This window comes from Aporhodopirellula sallentina SM41, from assembly GCF_000346505.1.
GTDB classification, from domain to species: Bacteria; Planctomycetota; Planctomycetia; order Pirellulales; family Pirellulaceae; genus Rhodopirellula; species Rhodopirellula sallentina.
Window position 1 is genome coordinate 1 of sequence record NZ_ANOH01000103.1, and the last position, 24,409, is coordinate 24,409.

Here is a 24,409-nt window from a genome sequence, read left to right on the forward strand (position 1 = left end):
ATCATTGAGGATCGGACTGTCGTTAGATGGAAAGGGAAACACTTCGGCGTCACCGCCGGCGACACAAATGCTCTCAAGGCGCAGCTCCTGCTCCTCGAGCTCAGGGGAAAAGAGGGGCTCGATTTCGAGCGTGTGATCACGATCCGCAGCTAGATTTTCAGCAATGACGGCCACATGGTGCGTGTTGCCGTTCGCTCTGGCTGAGATGCTCGCCGAATCGAACTCACACATTGGTTCTTTGGCACCGGGTCGCATCCGCTTAACGAGTTTGCCATCGATGTAGGCACGGTACCTCACTGACTTGGTCGTGCCTTCGCCAAACAGCAATACCATGTTGCCTCGAAAAGAAACTTTCAGTCGGTCGACTTGCTGCGGAGAGAATCGTTTCTCCTCTTCCGCGGTTTGGATCTCGACGCGATTCGATGCAACCACTTCATCCTCGAGCCACCGTGACATCAACATGTCGAAGTAGGCGGACGTGAGGTTAGGCGACTCATTCCGCCATCCCTTCGGAAGCTCTCCGAGCGTGGAAATGCGAACACGCGACTGCGTTCTGTACGTCTCGCCATGGACCATCTCTTTCGGTGTCTTGCAGACGACATCACGACGCACAGCATCCTGGAACGCGGCCCACGCTACGTCGGCAAAAAGCTGATAGCCGACATCGCCCGGATGCACGAGATCGAACGGCCAAATTTGCTCCACCGTCATCTCGCCGGCCTTCACACGCTGCACTGCTAACGAGATCGCATCACCGACCGCGGTGCCATACGCCTTGGAAAGCGAGAGATGCGCCGCACGACGTTTCATCCGGTCGAAATCCGCCGATTTCACGTCCCAACCAAACGGGAAGATCATCTGCACCACCGGTGCACGCCCTTCCTCGATTATCCGCCACAACAGTGACTCATAGGCCGCCAATTTCTCAGTATCGGCGGTGTTGATATCGTCGTTGGCTGAGAAATCCAGAAAAACCAAATCCGGCTTGTGCCGCAGAACATCACGATCCAACCGAAATACAGCTAACTGCGAGTTTGTCCCGCCAATCGATGCATCATGAAACGCGAAATGCGCCTGCGGATATGCATCCTGCAAACGTCTAGCAACCTTCGCACGATACGAAGTCAATTGCGGATCGGTGGCATTCGATCCCCATGTAAGCGAAGCCCCAAAAAAGACCACATCCAAGCGTTCACCCGCCTTCGCGCGTCGGTCAAATTCGCCAAACGAGGCCGACGTCATGCCCTGCGCATCGGCGACAAACAGGAACACACATAAAAGAACAGTCAAAGAAAGAATTGGAGGAATGCGCATGCGATCGTGTTTGCCTAGCCGGAGGTTTGGTCCCGACAGGCATATGGCGCACCGATCCGAAATTACACGTGAAATAGCGGACGGATCGCAACCTTTTTCCCAAACACCGTTCGCCGTTCCGCGGTCACCGCTTGCACTCCACTGGATTCCTCTGTCACCCGGCTGGATTGGCGAGAAGCAACTGCCGACATTCGGGTTCGCAGATACCGGATATCAGTTGCACTGTTTTGCCGCTGATGTTGACGAAGTGTTCGCACGACAAACCGAGAGTTGCATAGCCGGCGTCCGAGATCGTTTCAGAAGACGCGCCATAAACAATCACATCCATCTTTGCCAACAATGCCGTCGCGGCACACATCGGACACGGCTCGCCACTGCTGACCAGAACGTATTCGCTCAAGTCCGGTGTACTCAGCTTCTTGCAAGCCGCGTTGATCGCGTTGACTTCGCCATGGCGGCTGACTTCGTTGGTCGCCGAGACCGTGTTATGCGCGATCGCGACGATGTCTCCCGATCGCGAAAATACCCCGGCGGCGAACGGAGACTGCTCTTCACTCAAACCGCTACGCAGCTCGTCAAGAACGATGGCCATCCAACGCTCCAACGTCGGTCGATCAAAGTCCTGACGATCTAGGTACTGACGATCAAGTTCCTGTCGATTTGCTTGTCTCTCTGCTGTCGCTTTCATCGGTTCTGTGGCTCTCTTTCGTCGGTTCCCTGGCGTTCCGGATCGGTACGGTTCTTGCTGCACTGACACAACAGCAAACGAAACAGCAAAGCCCGTGCCCAAGAAACTCATTGAGAGAGCATGTCCACGACGAACGCAGAATGCCAACAACAAAGCACGATCGAGACGCCCGATGGTCGAGGCCTTCATCTACGACGATGGGGCGAAGGGGTTGGCGACATCGCGATCGTCGTGGTGCACGGACTCGGTGAACACAGCGGATGGTACGACGAATTCGGTGAAACGATGTCCTGCGATACCCTGTCCTGCGAAACCCTGTCCCGCGAAACCATCTCTAATGACAACATCACCACGTACGCCTATGACCAGCACGGCCACGGCAAGAGTCCGGGTGTTCGCGGGCATGCTTCTTCGTTAGATCGGTTCGTCGATGACGTCCAGGTCGTCTGTGATTATGTTGCCGAGGATCAACCCGGCGCCGAGATCGTTTTACTCGGACACAGCATGGGTGGTCACATCACGCTCAAGTACCTTCTGCGAAGCAACAGTCATCCGGTCCATCGCGCCATCGTGACCAACCCGATGATCTTGCCGAAAGATCCTCCGACCAAAGCGCAATCCTTCGCAGCATGGCTGACGGCAAAGATCATTCCGAGAGTCCGAGTCTCGGCAGACATCGAACCGACTCAGTTGACTCAAGACACCGAAATGCTCAGGCAACTCGCGCACGATCCGCTAATGCATGAGAAACTGTCAATCGGAATCGGAGGCGAACTGATGTCCAGTGGCCATGAGATCCTCGAACAAGCCTCCAGCCTCGGCACCGAGTTGCTGTTCCTCACCGGTAGCGATGACGAGATTTGTGATCCAGAAACGAGCCGAACGTTCTGTGAACGCTCAGGAAAAAACTGCTCCACGAAGACCTTCGATGGACTCCGACACTCACTCCTCATCGAAGCGCGTCGCGATGAAGTCTTCGAAACCATCAAAACATGGCTGTCCCAGAACACAGGGCGTTGATGCGTTCTCATGGTGTGGAGCATTGCGCCGCCTGCTTCGCGTCACCCTTTCGCTCCCTCAAACGTCGCTCAGATGGATTGCGTGCGAAAGGGTGCGATTTCTTTGCATTGTGCGAGATCAACTTCGCAGTTCAGATGATTTGGCACTGAGGCGTTACCCTTTTGCATTCGCTTCTCGGGTTGGGAAAACCGCACGTCGGACATCCCAGAACGAATCGATTACCATGTCGTGGCTTTATCCCAACAAGTTTACGCGGCGTCAGACCAACAAGAACTGCAACAATGTCGAACCCATTCATTCCGCAGATATTTCGCGAAGCAGCCACCAAGCCTTCCGGTGCGAAACGCCGCCGCCACCCAATTCAACATCCGAGCGGCCTGAATTGGCGCCAGCAAACGATCACGTTGGGAGTCACCTTCGCGATGACCGCCTTTGCAGCAGTCTCGATCTCTCCTTTCCATGCCGCCCGACCCCACCAGGAAGCGTTCGGGAACACGAGCGCATCCCCGCCAATCTCTCTGGTCGCCACAACAACACAAGACGAGCAGCCTTCCGACGCGATTCCTCCACGCGTTCCGATCGTTGAGCGACTCGATCGTGGGCTGGTTGCGATCGTCCAATCCAACGAAAAGGTGTTTCTTAGCTGGAGAATGCTGGGACTCGATCCGACTGAGATCCGCTTCCATCTTTTTCGAATATCGGGGGACCAAGAGATCCAGCTCAACGATTCGCCTCTGCAGAACACGTGGTTTATCGACGACAGTTGGGACTCTTCCGTTGAAACCACATACCGGGTGATTGCCGATCCCAAAACTGCGGACGACAAGTGCGACAACACCTTCACTTTACCCGCTAAAACTTCGCCCGCTAAAACTTCGCCCGCCAAAACTTCGCCCGCCGAAACACTGCCCGCCAACGCGGAGGCTCGAAAATGCCTGGAGATTCCCCTGCAGCAGCCCGAGCCAGGAACCACTCCCGACGGCAAGGAGTATCAATACACCGCCAATGACGTAACCGTCGCCGACCTCAACGGCGACGGCAGCTATGAGTACATCCTTCGCTGGGAACCGACCAACACTTGGGGCGGCGGGCACCCCAATCGCCACACAGGTCCAGTGTTAATCGACGCTTACACGTTGGACGGCGAGCATCTATGGCGGATCAACTTGGGGACAAACATCAATGCTTCGGCTCACATCACCCAAATGAATGCTTACGACTTGGATGGTGACGGTCGTGCGGAAATCGCGTTGAAAACTGCCGATGGGACAATTGATGGCCGGGGAAACGTCATCGGCGAAGGCGACCGTGACTATCGAGGAGCCAATGGCGTGGTGCTTCGCGGGCCCGAATACCTGACCCTATTCGACGGCCTGACGGGAGCCAAACTCGACACGCAATCGTTCATTCCACAGCGTCATCCGGACACGCACAGCCCAACACGCGACCAAATTTGGGACGTTTGGGGCGACAACTATGGCGGCCGAATGGATCGATTCAATTCCTGCATCGCTTATCTCGACGGCGTCCATCCTTTCCTCGTCACCGCTCGAGGCTACTACCACGGCAAGAAACGAGGCGGTCGCACCTGCATCGCCGCATGGCAGTGGAAGAATCACCAACTCGAAAACGTTTGGGTCTTCGACACACTCGGACATCCTGAACTCGCCGGTTATATCGGCCAAGGAAACCACCAAGTCTCCGTGGCGGACCTGGACGGAGACGGCCGAGACGAGATCGTGTTCGGTGGTTGCGCGATCGACGATGATGGCAGCGGACTCTACACCACCGAACTGGGCCACGGGGACGCTCTACACGTGACCGACATGGATCCGCAAAAACCAGGCCTCGAGGTGTTCGACATTCACGAAGGAACCGCCCACGACGCCGGAATTGAATTCCGTGCATCCGACGGATCCGCGATTTGGAAGAAGCACCCGCACCGAGACGTTGGACGCGGCGTCGCGTTCGATATCGATCCAGAACATAACGGCTTCGAGTTCTGGTCGACCGCGAGCAACAAACTCTTCAACGTCCGCGGTGAAACCATCAGCGATAAGAAACCTCGTTGGACCAACATGGGTATCTGGTGGGATGGTGACCTACTACGCGAACTCGTCAACGGGACGATCATTGACAAATGGGACTGGCAACAACGCACCAACCAGAGGTTGCTTACCGCGTACCGCGATCCCTATTTCGCGTCGCAGAACAACGGCACGAAAGCGAACCCTTGCTTGATCGCCGACGTGCTCGGTGACTGGCGGGAAGAGCTGATCCTACGTTCTAACGACAATACTCGCTTGATGATTTTCGTTAGCACTATCCCCACGCAATATCGATTGCGTACGCTGATGCACGATCCTCACTATCGGGTTTCCGTTGATTGGCAAAACGTCGGATACAACCAACCCGCCCATACCGGTTTTTACTTGGGTGAAGGGATGAGCCTGCCGCAATCCCCCTTTGCAATCCGGTACGCCGCGCCGGCAACCCGATAGCCTAGCCGTCGCAAACGCACGCCTGGAGAAATTCGGCGATACCTCTTCAGAGTCGACTCTAACCTGTGGGAACTCGACAACAACGCGCAGCAGAGTCAGCGAAAGAGACTGCGCATAGTTGATACTTGTTTGCGCAAAGATTTAGTGACCGGGCCAAACCGCACGGCTATCCTTGGCGAGCGTGCCTTTTCAAACGCACTCGTCTGCTCACCGGTTCGATGTCCCCACATCCAAATTTGGCCTCTCTATCTCATGGCAACTTCCTTGATTCGAAGACTCTTTCTGCTCGTCGTCACGGCAATCATGACATGCTGCATCGCTCCTGCCGCAGAGGTTTCGGATTTTGACTCCATCAACCTCTACACGCTGACCAACCAAAACAACATGGTGGTAAAAATCACCAACTATGGCGCGACCATTACCTCGATCATCGTCCCCGACCGCAACGGCGACATGGCGGACGTGGCTCTCGGTTACGACAACGTGGAAAGCTACATCAACGCGGCGAATCGACCGTATTTCGGCAGTGTCGTCGGTCGCTACGGCAATCGCATCGCGCAAGGCCAGTTCACTCTCGACGGCAAGGAATACACTCTTGCTACCAACGATGGTGAAAACCACCTTCACGGAGGACAGATGGGCTTCGACAAAGTCGTCTGGGACGCCGAACGAGTCGACAACGGTGTCAAAATGACTTATCGAGCCCGCGATGGCGAAGAAGGCTACCCGGGAAATTTGACCTTGAGTGTCTCGTATACGCTGACGAATGAAAACGCAATCGTCATGCACTACGAAGCCACCACGGACAAACCAACGGTCGTCAACGTCACCAATCACACCTACTTCAACCTGGCCGGAGAAGGGGAACCGACGATAAACGACCACATTCTCCGAATTAACGCGTCCAAATTCACACCCGTCGATTCAGGACTGATTCCTACCGGCGAACTCCGTGACGTGGCAGGAACGCCTTTCGACTTTCGCGCCCCCAAACCGATCGGGCGCGACCTTCAGTCAAACGATCCCCAACTGCAACACGGCCTCGGTTACGACCACAACTGGGTACTCGACCGGGAAGAGGCCGGACTCGAATTGGCCGCGACTTTGTATGAAGCTCATAGCGGCCGCGTGCTCGATGTGCTCACCACCGAACCCGCGATTCAGTTCTACGGGGGCAACTTTTTGAACGGAAACTTGATCGGCAAATCGGGCAAGCCTTACCAACACCGCAGTGGACTTTGCCTGGAAACACAACACAGCCCAGACAGCCCGAATCGCCCCGAATGGCCGAGCACCACCCTGCGTCCCGGCGAGAAGTACGAGACCACCACGGTCTATCGCTTCGGAGTGAAATAGCGACAACGCAACGCGTCTGTCGGAAAGACGCATCTTCTTGCAATCCCGCCTGACATGATTCACCGCGAATAACCGTGGATGCCTCGCTCTACACGTGTACGGCGTGGCTTCGTTCTCCTCTGACGATACGAAACGAAATGCGCACCATTCTCTGTTTTCTTTTGATCACTGCGACTGCAGGAGCTGCCGAACCAAAACTTCAGTGGCCGAACCCGATTCTTTGGCAACGCGCCGACCCGCACGTTACCTTGCATAGCGACGGATGGTACTACTTCACCGCAACGGTCCCGCAATACGATCGCATCGAACTGCGGAAAGCAAAAACGCTTGGCGAATTATCCAACGCCGAGGCAAAAGTCGTCTGGCGAAAACACGACAACGGTCCAATGAGCCATCACATCTGGGCCCCCGAGATCCATTTTATCGATGGCAAATGGTACATTTACTTCGCAGCCGGACGTGCCGAGGCGATCTGGGATATTCGCCAATACGTACTCGAGTGTGATGCCTCCGACCCACTCGAAAGTCCGTGGGTTGAAAAAGGCCAGCTCAAGATGAACTGGGAATCATTCACCTTAGATGCCACCACCTTCCGGCACCTCGGAAAGAGATACCTCGCGTGGGCGCAAAGCGTTCCGGAAGAACGTGGCACGCGGATCTTTCTCGCTGAAATGGACACGCCTTGGTCCATCACCGGACAACAGGTAGCGATCACCAAACCGGATCTGCCTTGGGAACGCATCGGACATAACGTCAACGAAGCTCCCGCGTTTATTCACAGAAACGGAAAACTCTTCATGACGTATTCGGCCAGCGCAACGGATGCGAATTATTGCCTTGGCTTGCTTACCGCCGATGAGAATGCCAACCTGCTCGATCCGAAATCGTGGATCAAATCACCAACCCCAGTGCTGAAGAGCCATCCCGAAACCAGCCAATTCGGCCCTGGACACAACTGCTTCACCACCTCACCCGACGGGAACACGGATATCTTGGTTTATCACTCCCGCGACTACGAAACAATCAAGGGCGATCCTCTGAACAACCCGGACCGTGCAACACGCGCGCAGGTGCTGCTGTGGAACGATGACGGTACACCCAACTTTGGCGTGCCCGTCGCTAACGACCGAAACGGAACCGCCCGCCCGCGTAGGTGACTCACCATCCACGCCTGCGGTACCAACTGCGTGTCGACAACCGTCAATCCAAGATTGCGATGAGAACACTGCAGGCGACAGGACACCCGAACGGACAGGGCTGCGGCAAACGAACCGGACATGCCCTCGCGGTTTTTGGATTTCGATGTGTTTGAATCTCGCTACGATTCGAGATCGCTTGGGTAAAGGTCTCTGGGTTGGAACTCATTGGGTAGTCGCGACGTTTTGGTCAGTAGATAGATCGTAGGCATCGTGGTCGGCCTCGACACACAGCCATGTCACATTGGGCTTTAATCCCGGATAACGTTGCTGCGTTCCACAGGCCCACTTCACCACGACGTCGCACTCACCGGCAGACTCGCCTAACCCGACCCGCAGAATCCGCTCGTTGCTGCACAGGTAACCATCGCCCGACGTCAGCGGCACCACCCAGCGCCGATCGTTGGATTCAATTTCGACAACGGCACCAATGGCATCCCGCGAGCAATCTCGCCCCACCAACTGCAACCCGATCCAATCACCAGACTCTTCGGTTTGATTGACCAACAACGCGACCGGTTCGGTTTGATGAGTGATGACTAGATCCGTCCGCCCGTCACGGTTGGCATCGACCGTCCACAGGGCCCGCCCGACATGCGTGGCACTGATGTATTCTCCGTCAATCAGCTCAGCAATCGATTCATAATCATCGACGGTATTACGCCGAAAGACTTGCATCGGCTGCGCATACGAACCGGACTTCTCACCTGGATAACGATCCACGTGACCGTTGGTGACAATGAGTTCGAGCCAACCATCATTATCGAGATCCACGGCCTGCGACCCGAACCCCACCATCGGTAACGTGGCCGAATACAGTCGCTGCGGCATCGTTTGGTCTCGCCAGCCCCCCGGACTCAGTTGGTCGTGATAGGTATTACACTCCTGATGGAAATTCGTGACGAAGAGATCGAAGTCTCCATCGCGATCGAAATCTCCTGTCGCCAAACCCATGGACCCTTGATACGGCGAATCATTGCTCGCCCCCAGTCCTCGAACGATCGCGGATTCCTTCAAGGAATATTCCTTACTCTCGGATCTGCTCCAGTAGTGGTTGCTTGACTGATCGTTGGCGACAAAAAGATCCACGCCGGGTACTTGGTCAAGGTCACCCGCAATCACACCGAGTCCTCGGCCGAGGTTCGACGCGGTGGGCTGCAACGATGCCTGGTCGGCAAACTCTCCCGTCTGAGAGTTCAAGCAAAATCGATCCGCTGCTGCTTTGAAATTGAGCGGGGCGCAGGCTCGTGCGAGACTCTTGCTCGTCCCAAAACATTTCTTGGTTACCGGTTCGAGACCTTTTCCGTAGTTAAGAATCGTCAGATCCGCCAACCCGTCTTGGTTCCAATCAGCGATCGCACCGCTCGATGACCAAACGACTTCCTGGCCCTCGCTCGGCAACCGTTCGCTCGCGTCAGTGAATGTGCCATCGCCGTTGTTGATAAATAGAACATTCGGACCGTAGTTCAATATCAATAAATCGGGAAAACCATCTTCGTTGACATCCCCGACTGCGACTCCTTGACCAAAACCGGTGTCATCGGTCCCAGACTCACGGCTCACGTCGACAAATGTGCCTCCTCGATTGATCCAAAGTGCATTCGGACTCGAATCTCGATTTGGCGGGGTGCCGCCCGCCGCCGCGAAGTACAAATCCGGCCAGCCATCGAGGTTGTAGTCGATAGCTCCACCGCCACAGCCCAACGTTTGGTAATGCATCACTCCTGGACGATCCAGGTCATCAGCCGTACGCCCAAAGAACGTCAACGATCGCTCATTCGCCTCATTCTTCAATCGCAGACGTTCGGAACGCCGGCAGATGCGCATTTGCTTCTGGTCTCGTTGGTCAGCGATTCTTCCAAGCGAATCCAATCGCGGAACAACGAGATGGCTAAGATCGATCCGTAACTCGGGGTGCTTCTCATCAATCTGCCAAGGAGTGTCTTTTCGCAACGAACACACGATCGACTCACGAATCTGAGCAACCGGCACAGCAGGATCGCGAGGTAGCCGAGTCGCAATCGCGGCCCAGGCTTCGGCCTCCCATAGACGCCCCAGGTTTTGCAGGGCTTCGGCAATTTCAACAGCAACAGCCTGCGAAGGATAGGTGCGAAATCGTGTCGTCGCATCGCTAAAAAGGGTCAGCAACCTTACTCGATTCTCAACAGAAGAAAGAGTCAAATCATCAATCCCGTGAGTCTCGTGATCGAGTTGCCTCAGCGAAGTCGCTAGTTTGAGCCAATATTCGCGGCCATCTGCGTCCCGCCGCGCCGCCTCCCAGTACGCTCGCGCTGCCTCCGGTTGCCGACCGGCGTACCAGCACCAATCACCCACGGCTAACCAATAGTCGGGATAGCCATCGATGCCGTCAGAGAGTTCGACCGGGAGTTTCGCAAACTCGTCGTACGCAGCCTTTGCGATCAACACACGACATAGCAGTGCGTTGGCGGGCAAGTGTTCGGGGTGAGTCTCGAGAACCTGACGGAGAGTCGCTTCTGCCCGCGTGAACTCGCCCTGATCGAAACGATACTTTGCTTCGGCAACGAGAGGTCGCTTGTCTCGCGGATGACGCTTGGCCATCGCCACAAAAGACTCCAATCGATCCGTTCCCGATTCGGTGGAACTGAGCGTTAACAGCAAAGGCAAATCAAACTGGCGATACTTCACCAAAAGTCGACCGTGAGGAATCGCTCTCCGTCGGTCTTCCGCTCCCCAACACATGTCGTAAAAGTATTGTCGAATCTCATGCAAATTTGGATCGACTTCCAACGCATCTTCAAAAAGGTCCAGACAATCGTATAGCCGCCCGACCTTCAACAATGCCTCCATCGCTCTCTTGATCCCCGCCACATCTTGAAAATTCTCGGCACGGCACGCATCCATCACAAGTTCTGCAGCAACGTCGGGCTTTCCAACTTTCTGAGCGACATTTGCGACCAGGTAAATCACCTCCGCGTCATCCGGATGTTGCGTCAAGGCAGCGTTGGAACCTTCCCATGCCTCCTGCCAGCGTTCCCGCTCAACGGCTAAACGCAAACGTTGCAAAGGATCGATCTGTGAGTCCACTGGTATCGGCCCCAGCTTTCTCTCTGCCGGCATACTCTCGTCGGTTCGGCTGCAACCGAACTGCGCGCACAACGACAACGCGGCACCGACAATGCCCCAAACAATCTGACTACGATAAACAAGCAATGAACTCACCTTCTCGCGATGCTCGAGAAACTCTGCGACAAGAAACCGATTCGAATATGAATGAGCCGATCGGCGTTAGCCGCGGTTTCCAGGATATCCCCGAAACCAGCGTCTGGGGGCTGATCAATTTACCGAGGTGATCGGATAAAACCTAAGCGTCGCGGTGGTGGAAAATTGCAACGTGCGTCGTCGCGCAACCTTCCGGTTACACGAGTGCCGCCCTCACCGGTGCCGCGACTTGGTTCCTCACAATGCGGTTTGCTCATCCGTTGCCCCATACGCAAAAACGACATTTTTGTGCGCAATGCCGGATAGAATACCCGAGAACCAAACCTATAATTGCCCCTAACGTTCAAGAGTGTCACCTAAACGCGTTCCTCTTGGACAACCGATCCCAATACCGGGAAAGGCGTTATTTCCCCTTGAAACTGTTTTGATTGGTGCCGCGGATTTGTTTCCAAAACACCTTTCGGCCTTCGCCGTTTAGAAACAGTCCGATTTTGTTCATCGTTATAAATTGAACTGGAGTTGCAGACATGAGTCCTCAAAGAGTTTGCCCACAGAAGGCAAAACGAGCATTCACACTGGTGGAATTGCTTGTTGTGATCGCGATCATTGGTGTGTTGGTCGGGTTGCTCCTGCCCGCCGTACAAGCGGCCCGCGAGGCCGCACGTCGCATGAGTTGCAGCAACAACTTCAAGCAAATCGGATTGGGACTCCACAACTATCACGCGGCCTTCAATCAAATCCCGACGCACATGGGCGGAACCCAATCCAGCGGTGGCGGCACGAACCAACTCAACAACCAGCAGATCCTCAGCTACCTCGTCGGAATCTTGCCATTCGTCGAGCAGCAAGCATTGTGGGAACAGATTTCCAACCCCAACGCTAGCAACGCCGATGGCTCGGCTAAGTCGCCGCCGTGGCCTGCCATGGGCCCCGCCCCTTACATCGGAACGTACGGACCGTGGGCGACGGAGATTCCAACCTTCCGCTGCCCAAGCGATCCAGGGAAGGGACTGCCATCGCTCGGCCGCAGCAATTACGCCGCATGCGTTGGCGACGACGCGATGACCAATTACGGTCCCTACCACCCTTGGTTCGGTGGCGAACGATGGGGTGACATTCTCGTCAACGACGCTCGGGCGCACTACCGTGGCTTCTTCAAACCGATGTTGAAATCAAGGTTCCGTGATGTTCTTGATGGCCTCGCTAACACGATCGCCGCAGGTGAAATGAACACCGACCTCGGTGACCGAGACATCACCACCGCCGCGTTGAACAACCCGGGAGCATGGTGGAGCCTGACGGACAATCGCAATCACTGCGCGTCCTTGATTAGTGCCGAGCGTCCTCAGTTTTGGGACGCCTCGGTCCCTCAAGCCTCACCGGGCAGCGACCCAGGCGACGGCGGACTCGTTAACTCCGATTTTGGACGTGGCTACATGTGGGCAGTTGGCGAACCACTGCAAACATCCTTCACCACGATCAAGGCTCCGAACTCGGAATTGTGCATCATCGACGGTAACCCTGGGTCAGAAATCATGGCCAGTGCGAGCAGTCGCCACCAAGGCGGGGCACACGTATTGATGGGTGACGGTGCCGTCAAGTTCATCACCGAATCGATTGATACCGGATCTCATAACGGCATGGTCTTCTGGGACCACGCCACCAACCGCCCTGGCGCACCAACCGTCCCTGGTTCACCAAGCCCATTCGGACTTTGGGGAGCCCTCGGCACTCGTGCCAGCAAAGAAGTTATCGACCAAGAATTTTAACTGGGCCGAGCTCCATGCTCCGCTGATCCGACCTTATACCTGAAAGAGAATTTGATGAGAAGGAAGTCTTGGCTGCTGTTGGCCCTGTGCGCTCTCAGCCTGCCGACCGCCGGCTGCGGGCAAGAAGAAAACACGGTGATCCAGACTGATCCCGCGAGAGAAGAGCGTTTTAGTAACTACGGAGAAACTTCCAAAGATGCCTTCTCAGACCGCTCCAGAGGATCTCGAAGCATTCCCGATCAACAATAATACAGTGATGCTTTGAACAACGACAAACACGCTCGCAAGAGCGTGTTTTCTTTGTGCCCCGTCGCAATCAACGATGGCGTGCCCCATCAAAATCGCGGGACCACGAAGGAGTTAAATCGCATAGTGCAGACAACACCCCGGTGAGATCGCTTTAGCTGGTTTCATTTCTAATTTGACGGCGAAACCTTGACGGCGTCACACCGTGAGCTGCCCGGAACACTTGAATAAAATAAGATGGCGTTCCGAAACCGATCGCGTCGGCGATTTGCGGGATCGGCAGATCCGTTTCCAACAAAAACCGCTTGGCTCGCTCCATTCGCACCCGCTGCAGTTCTTCATGCAACGTCCGACCAACGACCTTCCGAAAACGCGTTTCGATATTTCTCCGTGAAATGGCAACGTATCGAACCACGTCATCAATCTGAATCGGCTTGGTAGCGTTCTCGTGAATGAATCGCATGGCCGCGGCAACGTCGGAATCTTCGATGGCAAAAATGTCTGTCGATCGACGCGTGACAACGTGCAGCGGTTTGGCCAGCAATCGCTGCGGCTTGCGCACCTTCCGTTTCATCATCTGATCCAACAACGCTGCCGCACGAAACCCAGTGCCCTCGGCATCGAGTGCGACACTCGTGAGCGGCGGATCAGCGAGCTCACAAAGAAGATCGTCGTCATCAACTCCGATCACCGCAAACTCTTCGGGCACTCGTATTTCCGCGTTGTAACATGCCTCGAGAACCTCTCGGCCACGGTCGTCGTTGCACGCCATCACGCCTGCTGGCTTGGGAAGGTTCGAAAGCCATTCAGCCAACTGGTGCTGTTCACGGTCCCACTCTCGTTCACGTTTACTCCGCGGACCCCGGTAAACCTCAACCGAATAACCCGCCTCCTCGATGTGTTTGCAAAAACTCTGTTCGCGAAGATCGGACCAAACGCGTCCACGCACTCCCACATACGCGAAGTTCTGAAACCGACGTTCGAGCAAATGCTGTGCAGCCAATTGAGCGGCACCGTACGAATCAGACGAGATCTCGCTGAGCTTCGATAACGGATGATTCGTTTCGCGTTCTTCTTGCTTTAAGTCCAACGCGATCGTCGGCAAACCCGATGCGAGAACGTCTTTCGCGATTTGAGGTGTCTCGAGTCGCGCGATGATCCCGGCCCCACCCCAACGCTTCATACGAGGCAACGCTTGCTTGAAGTCACCAGGCACGAGATAGAAATCCCAAGGCCCGTGCAGTCGTGAATAGCGGGCGATCCCACGCAGCAGTTGCCGCCCATAACCTCGCGACGTCTCAATTAACAACGCCACTTTTGCCGAGTCACTCACGTGCCACCTTTGATTACGCAAAAGCGACATTATTGTGCGCAAGGTTTGGATAGTCAACGTGCGCAGACAGAGCTAACATCATCTTCCGACGTGCGAGCGTCGCAGCAACTGCCTTCATGACAACCTTGAGGGCTCTCGATTCCCCTCAACATTGACATAGAGATGCTCGACCGGTTGAAGAAGGAGGTATGTGAAGCGAACCGTGATTTGGTGCGTCATCACCTCGTCACACTGACTTGGGGCAACGTTAGCGGCTATGACTCCGACAGTGAACTCATTGTTATTAAACCGAGTGGAGTCTCCTACGAGGAGCTAACACCACAAAAGATGGTCGTTGTTGACCTCGATGGAAACTCCGTCGAAGGCGACTTAAGACCATCGAGTGATACGGCGACTCACATGTTGCTGTATCGTTCGTTTATCGGCATCGGTGGGATCACTCATACGCACAGTCGCTACGGAACGGTGTACGCGCAGGCGCGGTGTGAGATTCCATGTTTGGGGACAACGCACGCGGATCACTTCTATGGTCCAGTGCCTGTCACCCGTCCGTTGACCGAAGAAGAGGTCGAGACCGGGTACGAAGCGAACACCGGGGCCGTGATCGTGGAACGATTTGCAAACCTGGATCCGCAGTCGATGCCAGCAGTATTGGTAGCCGGGCACGCGCCGTTCGTGTGGGGACCGTCGGCGAAAAAGTCGGTTGAAAACGCCGTCGCGTTGGAGGCGGTTGCAGAAATGGCATTGGCCACGCAGCAGAGCACTCTGCAGGCCATGCAGCAGGGCACGCATAGCGCCCAAGAGTTAGAATCCTACGTGCTTGAAAAGCACTATCGTCGCAAGCACGGGTCGGCCGCCTACTACGGCCAACCTTCTAACTCCTCTGCAAGCACTCAATACTGATTAGGTCCCCACCATGCAAATCTTTGACTGGGTTGTTGTCGCCATCTATTTCATGGGATTGGTTGCCATTGTGCACTGGTCCTCCAAACAAATTTCATCGACATCGGATTACTTCCTCGCAGGGCGACACGCCAGTTGGTTTGTGATCGGGGCATCGCTCTTCGCCTCGAACATCGGTTCCGAACACATCGTAGGCTTGGCGGGCAACGGGGCGTCTTCCGGGATGGCGATGGCCCACTGGGAATTACACGCGTGGGTGATGTTGTTACTCGCGTGGGTGTTCGTCCCGTTCTACTATCGCAGCGGTGTCTTCACGATGCCGGAATTTCTCGAACGTCGGTTCGATTCCCGAACGCGTTGGGTGCTGTCGATCGTCAGCTTGCTGGCATACGTTTTCACCAAAGTGTCAGTCACGGTATACGCCGGGGCTCTCGTGTTCATGAGCCTGCTCCCCGATACGTTTGGCACCCCCGAAAACGCGTTCTGGGTCGGTGCCTTCGTTACCGTGATTTTGACGGGAGTCTACACCGTTTTCGGTGGACTGCGTGCGGTGCTTTATACCGAGGTGGCACAAACGGTGGTGCTGCTTCTCGGGTCGTTCTTCATTACTTGGTTCGGACTGCGAGAACTCGGCGGTTGGGGAGAACTGCAGGCGACCGCGTCGGCATCAAAAGCCGAATTCGCATTGTGGCGTCCACTCGTTCAGGAGGGTGTGCCTTGGTGGAAAAACGGCGACTTCCCTTGGCTCGGTATTTTGATCGCCTCGCCCGTGATCGGCATCTGGTACTGGTGCACCGACCAATACATTGTCCAACGAACACTGGCTTCGAAAGACCTGACCGAAGCACGACGCGGCGCCATCTTTGGCGGCTTCCTGAAGGTCTGGCCGGTGATGATCTTCCTGATCCCCGGCATGATCGGTTGGGCTCTTCATCAAAAAGGCAGCATCTCCATCCCAACGCGGAGCAGTGGTGAGATTGATGGCGACCAAGTCTTCGCCACGATGGTGACCGGACTGCTTCCAATCGGTTTGCGTGGTCTCGTGGTCGCGGGATTAATGTCGGCCCTGATGAGCTCACTCGCATCACTGTTTAATTCGTGTGCGACTCTGTTCACGATCGACATCTATGAAAAACTCCGACCAGGTAAAACCGAAAAGCACTACGTCTACATCGGTCGCTTGGCAACGGTTGCTGTCGTCATCGCGGGCCTGATCTGGATCCCGATTATGAAAGCGATGGCAGGCGGCGGCATCTACAAATACCTGCAAGGTGTCCAAAGCTATCTCGCGCCTCCGATCACTGCCGTCTTTCTGCTCGGACTCTTCTGGCGACGGGTCAATGCGACCGGAGCGTTCTGGGGATTGATCATCGGCTTCGTCCTCGGAATGGGCAAACTGACCGTCGAAGCCGTCACGACTTCCCTGGAAGTACAAAGCGGAATTTGGAAAGACATCGCGGACTTCAATTTCCTTTACTACTCCGGCGTCTTGCTGCTTATCAGTGTCGCCATCGTGGTCGGTTTGTCATTGCTGACGGAATCGCCGGGAGAGGAAAAGACGAACGGTATCACCTGGGGCGGGCTGTCGCCAGAAGACCGCTTGGCGATTCGAAACAGTTGGACTGCCACCGATGTCGTCGCCTCCGTGGCTGTCCTCGGTATGGTCATCGGCGTTTACCTCTATTTCAGTTTTTGGTTGAGTTGACGCCGTCTCCACGAGGGGCGTCATCGCCGGCATTCGCGGATCACACCACGTTTGATCGTCGAACAGAGTATCTACAAGGAGCACAGAAAAATGCCGTACACGCTTGGAATTGACTATGGATCCAACTCCGTTCGTGCGATCGTAGTGGACGTTGCTGATGGGTTCGAACTAGGCAGTTGCGTGTTTGATTACCCCAGCGGACAGCAAGGTATCTTGCTCGATCCGCAGGATCATCACCTCGCCCGCCAACACCCCGGCGACTATCTGCTCGGCTTGGAAAAGTCCGTGCGAGGGGCCATCGAAAACGCGTCCAACGTTGCCGGTTTCTCCGCCGACAAAATTATCGGCATCGGCGTTGATACCACCGGATCCAGCCCAATCCCGGTCGATGAAAACAATATCCCATTGGCGTTAAACGAATCATGGTCGAAGTACTTGGCGGCGCAGTGTTGGTTGTGGAAAGACCACACCAGCCACCAGGAAGCGGCCACGATCACTGCACTCGCCAAGGAACATCGGCCGGATTACATCGCCAAGTGCGGCAACACCTATTCGTCGGAATGGTTCTGGAGCAAGATTTGGCACTGCCTGAATTCATCACCCGATGTATTCGACGCCGCGTTCAGTTGGGTCGAACTGTGTGACTTCATTCCTTCGGTTCTGGCAGGAGTGAATGACCCGCGGGAAATCAAACGCGGGATCTGTGCCGCCGGGCATAAAGCGTTGTACAGCGACCAATGGGGTGGCCTGCCAGACAAAGAGTTTCTATCAATGCTCGATCCGGCACTCTCCGAACTTCGTGATCGCCTCTACGAAACGGCGTACGATGCCACCGAAGCCGCTGGCACACTGTGCGACAAATGGGCGAATCAACTGGGGCTGACTGCCGGAATCCCGATCGCCATCGGTGAATTCGATGTGCACTACGGTGCCATCGGTTGCGGTATCGACGAGGGAACGCTCGTCAAAGTCATCGGCACCTCGACGTGTGACTGCGTGGTTGTCCACGAAAGTAAGTCCATCGCGGATATACCGGGCATCTGCGGCATCGTGCCAGGCGCCATTTTGCCAGACTACTACGGTATCGAAGCCGGGCAGAGTGCCGTCGGTGACATCTTCAAGTGGTGGGTCGAAGGCGTGTGCGGGGGTGATGCCGCGCTGCACGCGAGACTCTCCCTCGAAGCCGAATCTCTCGCGCCCGGCCAAAGCGGTCTGCTCGCTCTCGATTGGAACAACGGCAATCGCACAACGCTGGTCGATCCGATGCTCAGTGGTTTAATGCTCGGGCAAACGCTGCACACCACTCGCGCGGAAATCTATCGTTCGTTGATCGAAGCGACCGCCTTTGGAGCCCGAACCATTATCGAACGCATTGCAGAATATGGTGTCCCGATTGATCGAGTCGTATGTGCTGGTGGTATCGCAGAGAAGAACCCGTTGCTGATGCAGATTTACGCCGACATCACCGGCTGTACGATGCTCGTTGCCGGATCGAGCCAAGCGTGTGCACTCGGCGGCGCCATATCCGCCGCGGTCCTCGCCGGGGAACATCCTAACTTCCGTACCGCGCAGGACTCGATGACTTCCCTCAAAGACGTCAGCTACCGCCCCATTGCCGCAAATCAGATAATTTACGACCAACTCTTCACGCTCTACCGTCAAATTCACGATTCCTTCGGTGGCGTTCGCCATTCAGTCGATCTTTCCGACGTGATGAAGGAACTCATCCAAATCAAAACGTTGTCGCAGAAACCCGATCATTCCTCTGACACCGACACTCAACCAACAGAAGCCCGTCCCCACGTCGAACTCGTCCGCTCATGAGCAACATGCCAAAACCCGAAATCTGGTTTATCACCGGTTCACAACACCTATACGGCGAAGGACCTCTCAAACAGGTCGCGGAAAACTCGCAGCAGATCGTCAACGAATTGAACAAATCTGGGCGTTTGCCGTTGAACCTGGTTTTCAAACCGATCGTCACCCGTCCCGAAGAAATTCGCGCACGTTGCCTGGAAGCCAACAACTCCGAAGACTGCGCAGGCGTCATCCTTTGGTGCCACACCTTTTCGCCTTCCAAGATGTGGATCGGTGGCTTGCTGCAGCTCGCCAAACCGGTATTGCACCTTGCGACTCAGTTCAATCGAGATTTGCCATGGGCAGATATCGACATGGACTTCATGAATCTGAACCAAGCCGCTCACGGTGATCGCGAACATGGATTCATTCACACGCGTCTGCGTCTCGGACGGAAAGTCGTCGTCGGCCACTGGAGTGATGAGGAAGTCCAAGACCGAGTCGCCGTTTGGATGCGGGTCGCCCACGCCTGGGCTGATTGGCAGGGAGGCAAGTTCGTACGCATCGGCGATAACATGCGTTACGTTGCCGTGACCGAAGGCGACAAGGTAGCGGCCGAAGCACGATTCGGCTTCTCCGTCAACACGCACGGCGTCGGCGACCTGGTTGAGGCCATGAACGGGATCAACGAAAGTGCGGTCACTGACTTATGTGCTCAATACGAATCGCAATATGATGTCGCCGCCGCTCTCCGTCGCGGAGGCGAACGCCACGACGCACTTCGCTACAACGCCCGCCAAGAACTCGGACTGCGAGCCTTTCTCGAAGATGGCGATTTCATTGGCTTCACCGACACGTTTGAAGACCTGCACGGCCTGACGCAGTTACCAGGCTTGGCGGTACAACGGTTGATGGCCGACGGCTATGGCTACGCGGGTGAAGGCGATTGGAAAACCGCTGCACTCGTTCGTGCAATGAAAACCATGTCCGCCGACATGCCTGGTGGGACGTCCTTCATGGAAGACTATACCTATGAACTGAACCCCAACGGACAACTCGTCCTGGGATCTCATATGCTCGAGATCTGCCCGTCGATTGCCTCGCATAAACCGACAATCGATATTCATCCGCTGGGGATTGGTGGTCAGGACGATCCTGTACGAATGATCTTTGACGCACACGAAGGTGCCGCAGTCAACGTCGCGATGATGGACCTTGGGAATCGGTTCCGGTTGCTGGTCAACGAGGTGGATGCGATCAAACCACCTCATGATCTGCCCAAACTTCCGGTAGCCCGCGCGGTTTGGAAGTGCCGGCCTGATCTAAAAACCGCTGTCGGATCGTGGATCTATGCCGGTGGTGCCCACCACACCGGATTCAGCTACAGCGTGACGACCGAGTACATCGAAGACCTCGCAGAAATCGCTGGAGTTGAAGTCGCGATCATCGACGCGGAAACCAAACTAAGAGACTTCAAACAAACGCTCCGAAACAATGAAATCTACTATCACATCGCCCCCGGACTCGGCAGGATGTAGACGCAGGATCAACGTCTCGCGACTCGAAACTGCGATTCACTGATAAACTCGAACGTATTCAATCTCATATCGCGTTGGAAAGGTGGTGCCCGCCGGATCACCACCGTTGGCACCACCGATTGCAAGGTTGAGTAACAAATAGTGAGGTTGCCGGAAAGGGTTTTTCGGTCCTCGGTCGGTCGGATTTAATGTCTTGCGAACATCGATCGTATTGAGCAACCGATCATCCACAAACAACTTGATGCTGTCGGCATCCCAATCCATTCTCCATACATGGAACCTTTCATCCCATGTCGGATCGCCAAACGAGTCTACCGGCTTTTTGATGCTATCCCACTTTGCATTCCAACGTTGTCGCGTTCCCCAGCACGCATTCGCCAAAATGTTCCCGTCGTAGTACTCCATCAGATCGATTTCACCGTTACTCGGCCATTCTCCTTCCACACCTAGAAACCAAATCGCGGGCCAAAGCCCTGGCTTTGCCGTGATTCTCGCTTTCACTTCAAACCGGCCGTACTTCCAACTCTGAAGGCCCCGAGTCGTCAACGAAGCAGACGTGTATTCCGCGAACTTTCGCTGCGTCTTCCAAGTCTTGCTGCCCGCCTCGTAGTTGGGATTTTTCCTACGTTCTCGGCGACCTTCGATAACCAGCCGGCCACCTTGGCAGTAGGCGTTTTGTCGCTGGTACCACTGCAGTTCACGATTGCGGGCAAAGCCAAGTTCGTAGTTCCAATTTTTCGGATCGGGTGCACCATCAACCTCAAATTCATCCGCCCAAACGAGCTGCAAGTCAGCGGAAGACGTGTTGGTACACAACTGCGAAGCTGACAAATGAAACACCATCAGCACAGCAATATGAATTCGCATCGAACGCTCTCTCGTTTTCGTTTGACAGAGATGCAAAGTGGACCTTCCACCTCGCGATTCCTGTCGCTTCATCTTTCATCAGAACTAGACGACCAAAGAAGTCGGGCACTGCGGCATCGATCGCCTGCGCGGGCATCACGCTCTCGGTTGTAGAACCTTGATTCAAACATACCCACAGAGCAATGCCCCCAAGACCCAACATGGGGCCATCAGCGTGATATCGATATTTTTCTGCGTGGAATTGCATTGAACGATCAAGCGTATTGAGAGACCATCTCTCCATCGAGTTCGATGCAAGCGCATCTTCCCTCCCACATCTCGTTCCTCCCCCCTATCCCCACTCGCCTTAACAAAGGCCCCCCAATGAACAACACGTTTGAACGCGTACGCGGAGCCTGCTTCGCCAAGTACAACACCGCGCTAATACTGGCAACCTTATTGACCCTCACTGCCATGAACGTAGCCGACGCGGAAGGAACCGCTGAGATCCAAGTCTTCTGCGATCAACCTACCGTCGAACTCAGCCCTCACTTGTATGGTCTGTTTTTTGAAGACATCAACTACGCGGCCGATGGTGGATTGTATGCAGAGTTAGTGCAAAACCGCTCGTTCGAATACTACTCGCTTACAAACAATCGTCGTGGACAAGGGCTCCATCCTCTCTACGCTTGGAACACGATCCAACGAAGCGGCGGTCACGCGGAAACCCAAGTCACCGACGCGGAACCGCTGAACCCGAACAATCGCAATTATGTCGAATTGCAAATTACAAAGAGTGGCGAAGTCGGTGTGAGTAACAAGGGCTACGACGGAATCCATTTGGATCAAGGTGCCCGCTACAACGTGTCACTCTACGCGCGTGCGAAGGACTGGTCCGGTGACTCATCATTAACGATCAGGCTCGAATCGAAAGATGGCTCAGACTGCGGGAGCGTCCGCCTGCAAGGTGTCGATGGCGACTGGAAAAAACTAGAAGGCATCATCACTGCGAACCAGTCAACCGACGAAGCCTCCCTACTCGTAACCACCTCGGGGGAAGGCACGCTGCACCTCGACATGGTTTCGCTATTCCCTCAAAACACTTTCAAGGGACGCAGAAACGGACTGCGAAAAGACCTGGTCCTGGCGTTGAAAGAATTGAATCCGAAATTCTTTCGTTTTCCCGGCGGTTGCATCGCCCATGGCAGCGGGTACGACAACCGATACAACTGGAAAGACAGCGTCGGCGACATCGCCCAACGCAAACCAAACTGGAACCTGTGGGGCTACCACCAATCATACGGACTCGGGTTCTTCGAGTATTTTCAGTTGTGCGAAGACCTCGAGATGGCTCCACTTCCGGTCATTCCGATCGGAGTGGGCTGCGGTTTTCGTGGCAACGATTTCGTCCCGATCGATGAACTCGGGCCGCACATCCAGGATGCCCTCGACCTCATCGAGTTTGCGAACGGCCCAACAACGAGTCTGTGGGGACAACTGCGTGCGGAAATGGGCCATCCCAAACCGTTCAACCTCGAGTTTGTTTGCCTCGGCAACGAAGAACATGACACGCCAGACATGCGTCAACGGTTTCCCTTGTTTTCCAAAGCGATACGCGAAGCCTATCCAGAGATCAAAATCATTGGAACCTCTGGGCTCGGCGCAGGAATCCCGATCTATGATCTGATGACCAAGGACAACGTCTACAGTTCGGACGAGCACTATTACATGCCGCCGAATTGGTTTCTCAAAAACGAAGGCAGGTTTGACGATTTCGACCGGAACAAACCGCTGATTTTTGTTGGCGAGTACGCCGCGCATGACCACGGACGCAAGAACACTCTGTTCTCAGCGATTTCGGAAGCAGTATTTCTCAACGGTGTCGAACGCAATGCGGACATGGTCGACATGACCTGCTACGCACCACTGTTCGGCCGGAAAGGACACTGCCAGTGGAACCCGGACTTGATCTACTTCGACAAACGCAACGTCGTTCGCACAGCCAACTACTACGTGCAACAACTATACGGCCAAAACAAAGGCGATGTCTTTCTGAACAACGAGGTGGCCATGAAAACAATAGGCCGCCCATCTACCGTATCTGGACAAATTGGAATCGGAAGCTGGAACACGACGATCGAAGTCGAAAAAGTGACCGTAAACGGACGCGATGTGTCCCCGACCAATTGGAAAGTTCTTAGTGGGACCTACTCAGACAAAGATAATCACTACTACCAAACCGATAAAACCGCAACGCCCGCGATGAGTCTCGGCCGAGAGGTGATTGACGGTGAAACCGTATCCATTGAAATACGAGCCCGCAAAACAGGAGGCTCCGAAGGTTTCTTGGTTCGCTTTGGTGCGGATGCCAAAGGCAACGGTGGCTACTGGTGGAACGTCGGCGGTTGGAACAATACACGACACGGACTGGAGGAACTCTCCGGACGAGCGGCAACCGTTGACAGTGTAGGTGGATCGATCGAGACCAACCGATGGTACGACCTGACCGTTGAGTTGTCGCCAGGACAAATTCGGTGCTACATCGATGATCAACTGATACAACAGTACGAGATCAAACCCGCCGAACTCAGTTTGTCCTCCACGTACGACCAATCCACAGGCGAGGTGATCCTGAAAATGGCAAACCCAACCGCGGATTCGATCCAGACTCATGTGAACTTAGCGGGCGCTCAACAAGTGGCGAATACCGCAACGCTCATTTCTCTCTCAGGTACGAAAGACGCTACCAACACCTACGAGAATCCTGAGAACATCGTTCCTTCGAAAAGCTCAATCCCCGCGGGCAAACAGTTTTCTCACACGATCTCAGCCTATACGGTCGACGTCATTCGCCTGAAAACCGAACGTTGATTCTGCACGATAGAGAGGACGGCGGCACACCTTCACGTGTTCCATGGTCGCAACTGACATCGGCAATCTTATGCCGGTGCGATTGAAAGCGAGCAACCGTGACAAAACATGGTCTACCCTACAAA

16 protein-coding genes are annotated in these 24,409 nt (G+C 55.0%); 11 read left to right on the forward strand and 5 right to left on the reverse strand.

Annotation, left to right across the window (positions count from 1 at the left end):
- Together RSSM_RS33060 and RSSM_RS33620 are read right to left on the reverse strand one after the other, a co-directional pair.
- Positions 1-1,290 (reverse strand): SGNH/GDSL hydrolase family protein (locus RSSM_RS33060; RefSeq protein ID WP_236620976.1); only part of this gene is annotated, 1,290 nt, incomplete at its 3' end.
- A gap of 178 nt (positions 1,291-1,468) precedes the next feature.
- Positions 1,469-1,906 (reverse strand): nucleoside deaminase, encoded by a 438-nt coding sequence (locus tag RSSM_RS33620; protein WP_044301333.1) that lies wholly within the window; start codon positions 1,904-1,906, stop codon positions 1,469-1,471.
- 216 nt (positions 1,907-2,122) lie between these two features.
- On the opposite strand from RSSM_RS33620, the gene RSSM_RS05960 reads away from it, so the two are divergent.
- The 4 genes from RSSM_RS05960 (at position 2,123) to RSSM_RS05975 (ending at position 8,036) form a co-directional block, all read left to right on the forward strand.
- The gene (locus RSSM_RS05960) at positions 2,123-3,022 is read left to right on the forward strand and encodes an alpha/beta hydrolase (RefSeq protein ID WP_008675652.1); all 900 of its coding nucleotides are present in this window, start codon (positions 2,123-2,125) and stop codon (positions 3,020-3,022) included.
- Between the two features lie 281 nt (positions 3,023-3,303).
- Complete coding sequence (locus RSSM_RS05965) at positions 3,304-5,523, forward strand: rhamnogalacturonan lyase (protein WP_008675656.1); 2,220 nt, start codon at positions 3,304-3,306, stop codon at positions 5,521-5,523.
- Positions 5,524-5,826: 303 nt separating this feature from the next.
- Entirely contained in the window at positions 5,827-6,879 is a 1,053-nt protein-coding gene (locus tag RSSM_RS05970) for an aldose epimerase family protein (protein WP_044301337.1), read from the forward strand.
- A 137-nt stretch (positions 6,880-7,016) separates the two neighbouring features.
- Positions 7,017-8,036, forward strand: a complete 1,020-nt coding sequence (locus tag RSSM_RS05975) for a glycoside hydrolase family 43 protein (RefSeq protein WP_008675658.1) — start codon at positions 7,017-7,019, stop codon at positions 8,034-8,036.
- A gap of 204 nt (positions 8,037-8,240) precedes the next feature.
- Here RSSM_RS05975 and RSSM_RS05980 read toward each other — a convergent pair whose 3' ends face one another.
- Positions 8,241-11,276 carry an FG-GAP-like repeat-containing protein gene (locus RSSM_RS05980; RefSeq protein WP_008675661.1) on the reverse strand — a complete coding sequence of 1,012 codons (3,036 nt, stop codon included), beginning with the start codon at positions 11,274-11,276 and terminating at the stop codon, positions 8,241-8,243.
- Here RSSM_RS05980 and RSSM_RS34545 point away from each other — a divergent pair.
- Entirely contained in the window at positions 11,267-11,407 is a 141-nt protein-coding gene (locus tag RSSM_RS34545) for a hypothetical protein (RefSeq protein WP_008675660.1), read from the forward strand. The genes RSSM_RS05980 and RSSM_RS34545 overlap by 10 nt on opposite strands.
- A 396-nt stretch (positions 11,408-11,803) precedes the next feature.
- A complete protein-coding gene (locus RSSM_RS05985) occupies positions 11,804-13,045 on the forward strand; it encodes a DUF1559 domain-containing protein (protein WP_044301326.1) in 1,242 nt (413 codons plus the stop codon).
- Between the two features lie 400 nt (positions 13,046-13,445).
- Here RSSM_RS05985 and RSSM_RS05990 read toward each other — a convergent pair whose 3' ends face one another.
- Positions 13,446-14,624: an AraC family transcriptional regulator gene (locus RSSM_RS05990; protein ID WP_008675667.1), complete on the reverse strand. Its 1,179-nt coding sequence runs from the start codon at positions 14,622-14,624 to the stop codon at positions 13,446-13,448.
- Positions 14,625-14,786: 162 nt separating this feature from the next.
- Between RSSM_RS05990 and araD the strand changes: the two genes are divergently transcribed.
- From araD to araA, 4 genes are all read left to right on the forward strand, one after another.
- Positions 14,787-15,527, forward strand: coding sequence for an L-ribulose-5-phosphate 4-epimerase AraD (gene araD, locus RSSM_RS05995; protein WP_008675668.1), 741 nt, complete (start codon positions 14,787-14,789; stop codon positions 15,525-15,527).
- Between the two features lie 13 nt (positions 15,528-15,540).
- Positions 15,541-17,232, forward strand: a complete 1,692-nt coding sequence (locus RSSM_RS06000) for a sodium:solute symporter (RefSeq protein WP_008675669.1) — start codon at positions 15,541-15,543, stop codon at positions 17,230-17,232.
- A gap of 90 nt (positions 17,233-17,322) precedes the next feature.
- The gene (locus RSSM_RS06005; protein WP_008675670.1) at positions 17,323-19,056 is read left to right on the forward strand and encodes a ribulokinase; all 1,734 of its coding nucleotides are present in this window, start codon (positions 17,323-17,325) and stop codon (positions 19,054-19,056) included.
- A complete protein-coding gene (gene araA / locus RSSM_RS06010) occupies positions 19,053-20,567 on the forward strand; it encodes an L-arabinose isomerase (RefSeq protein WP_008675671.1) in 1,515 nt (504 codons plus the stop codon). Before RSSM_RS06005 ends, araA begins: the two co-directional genes overlap by 4 nt.
- 36 nt (positions 20,568-20,603) lie before the next feature.
- On the opposite strand, the gene RSSM_RS06015 is transcribed toward araA, so the two are convergent.
- Entirely contained in the window at positions 20,604-21,434 is an 831-nt protein-coding gene (locus RSSM_RS06015; RefSeq protein WP_144059602.1) for a glycoside hydrolase family 16 protein, read from the reverse strand.
- Positions 21,435-21,797: 363 nt separating this feature from the next.
- On the opposite strand from RSSM_RS06015, the gene RSSM_RS06025 reads away from it, so the two are divergent.
- Entirely contained in the window at positions 21,798-24,284 is a 2,487-nt protein-coding gene (locus tag RSSM_RS06025) for an alpha-L-arabinofuranosidase C-terminal domain-containing protein (protein ID WP_008675677.1), read from the forward strand.
- Positions 24,285-24,409 lie beyond the last annotated feature (125 nt).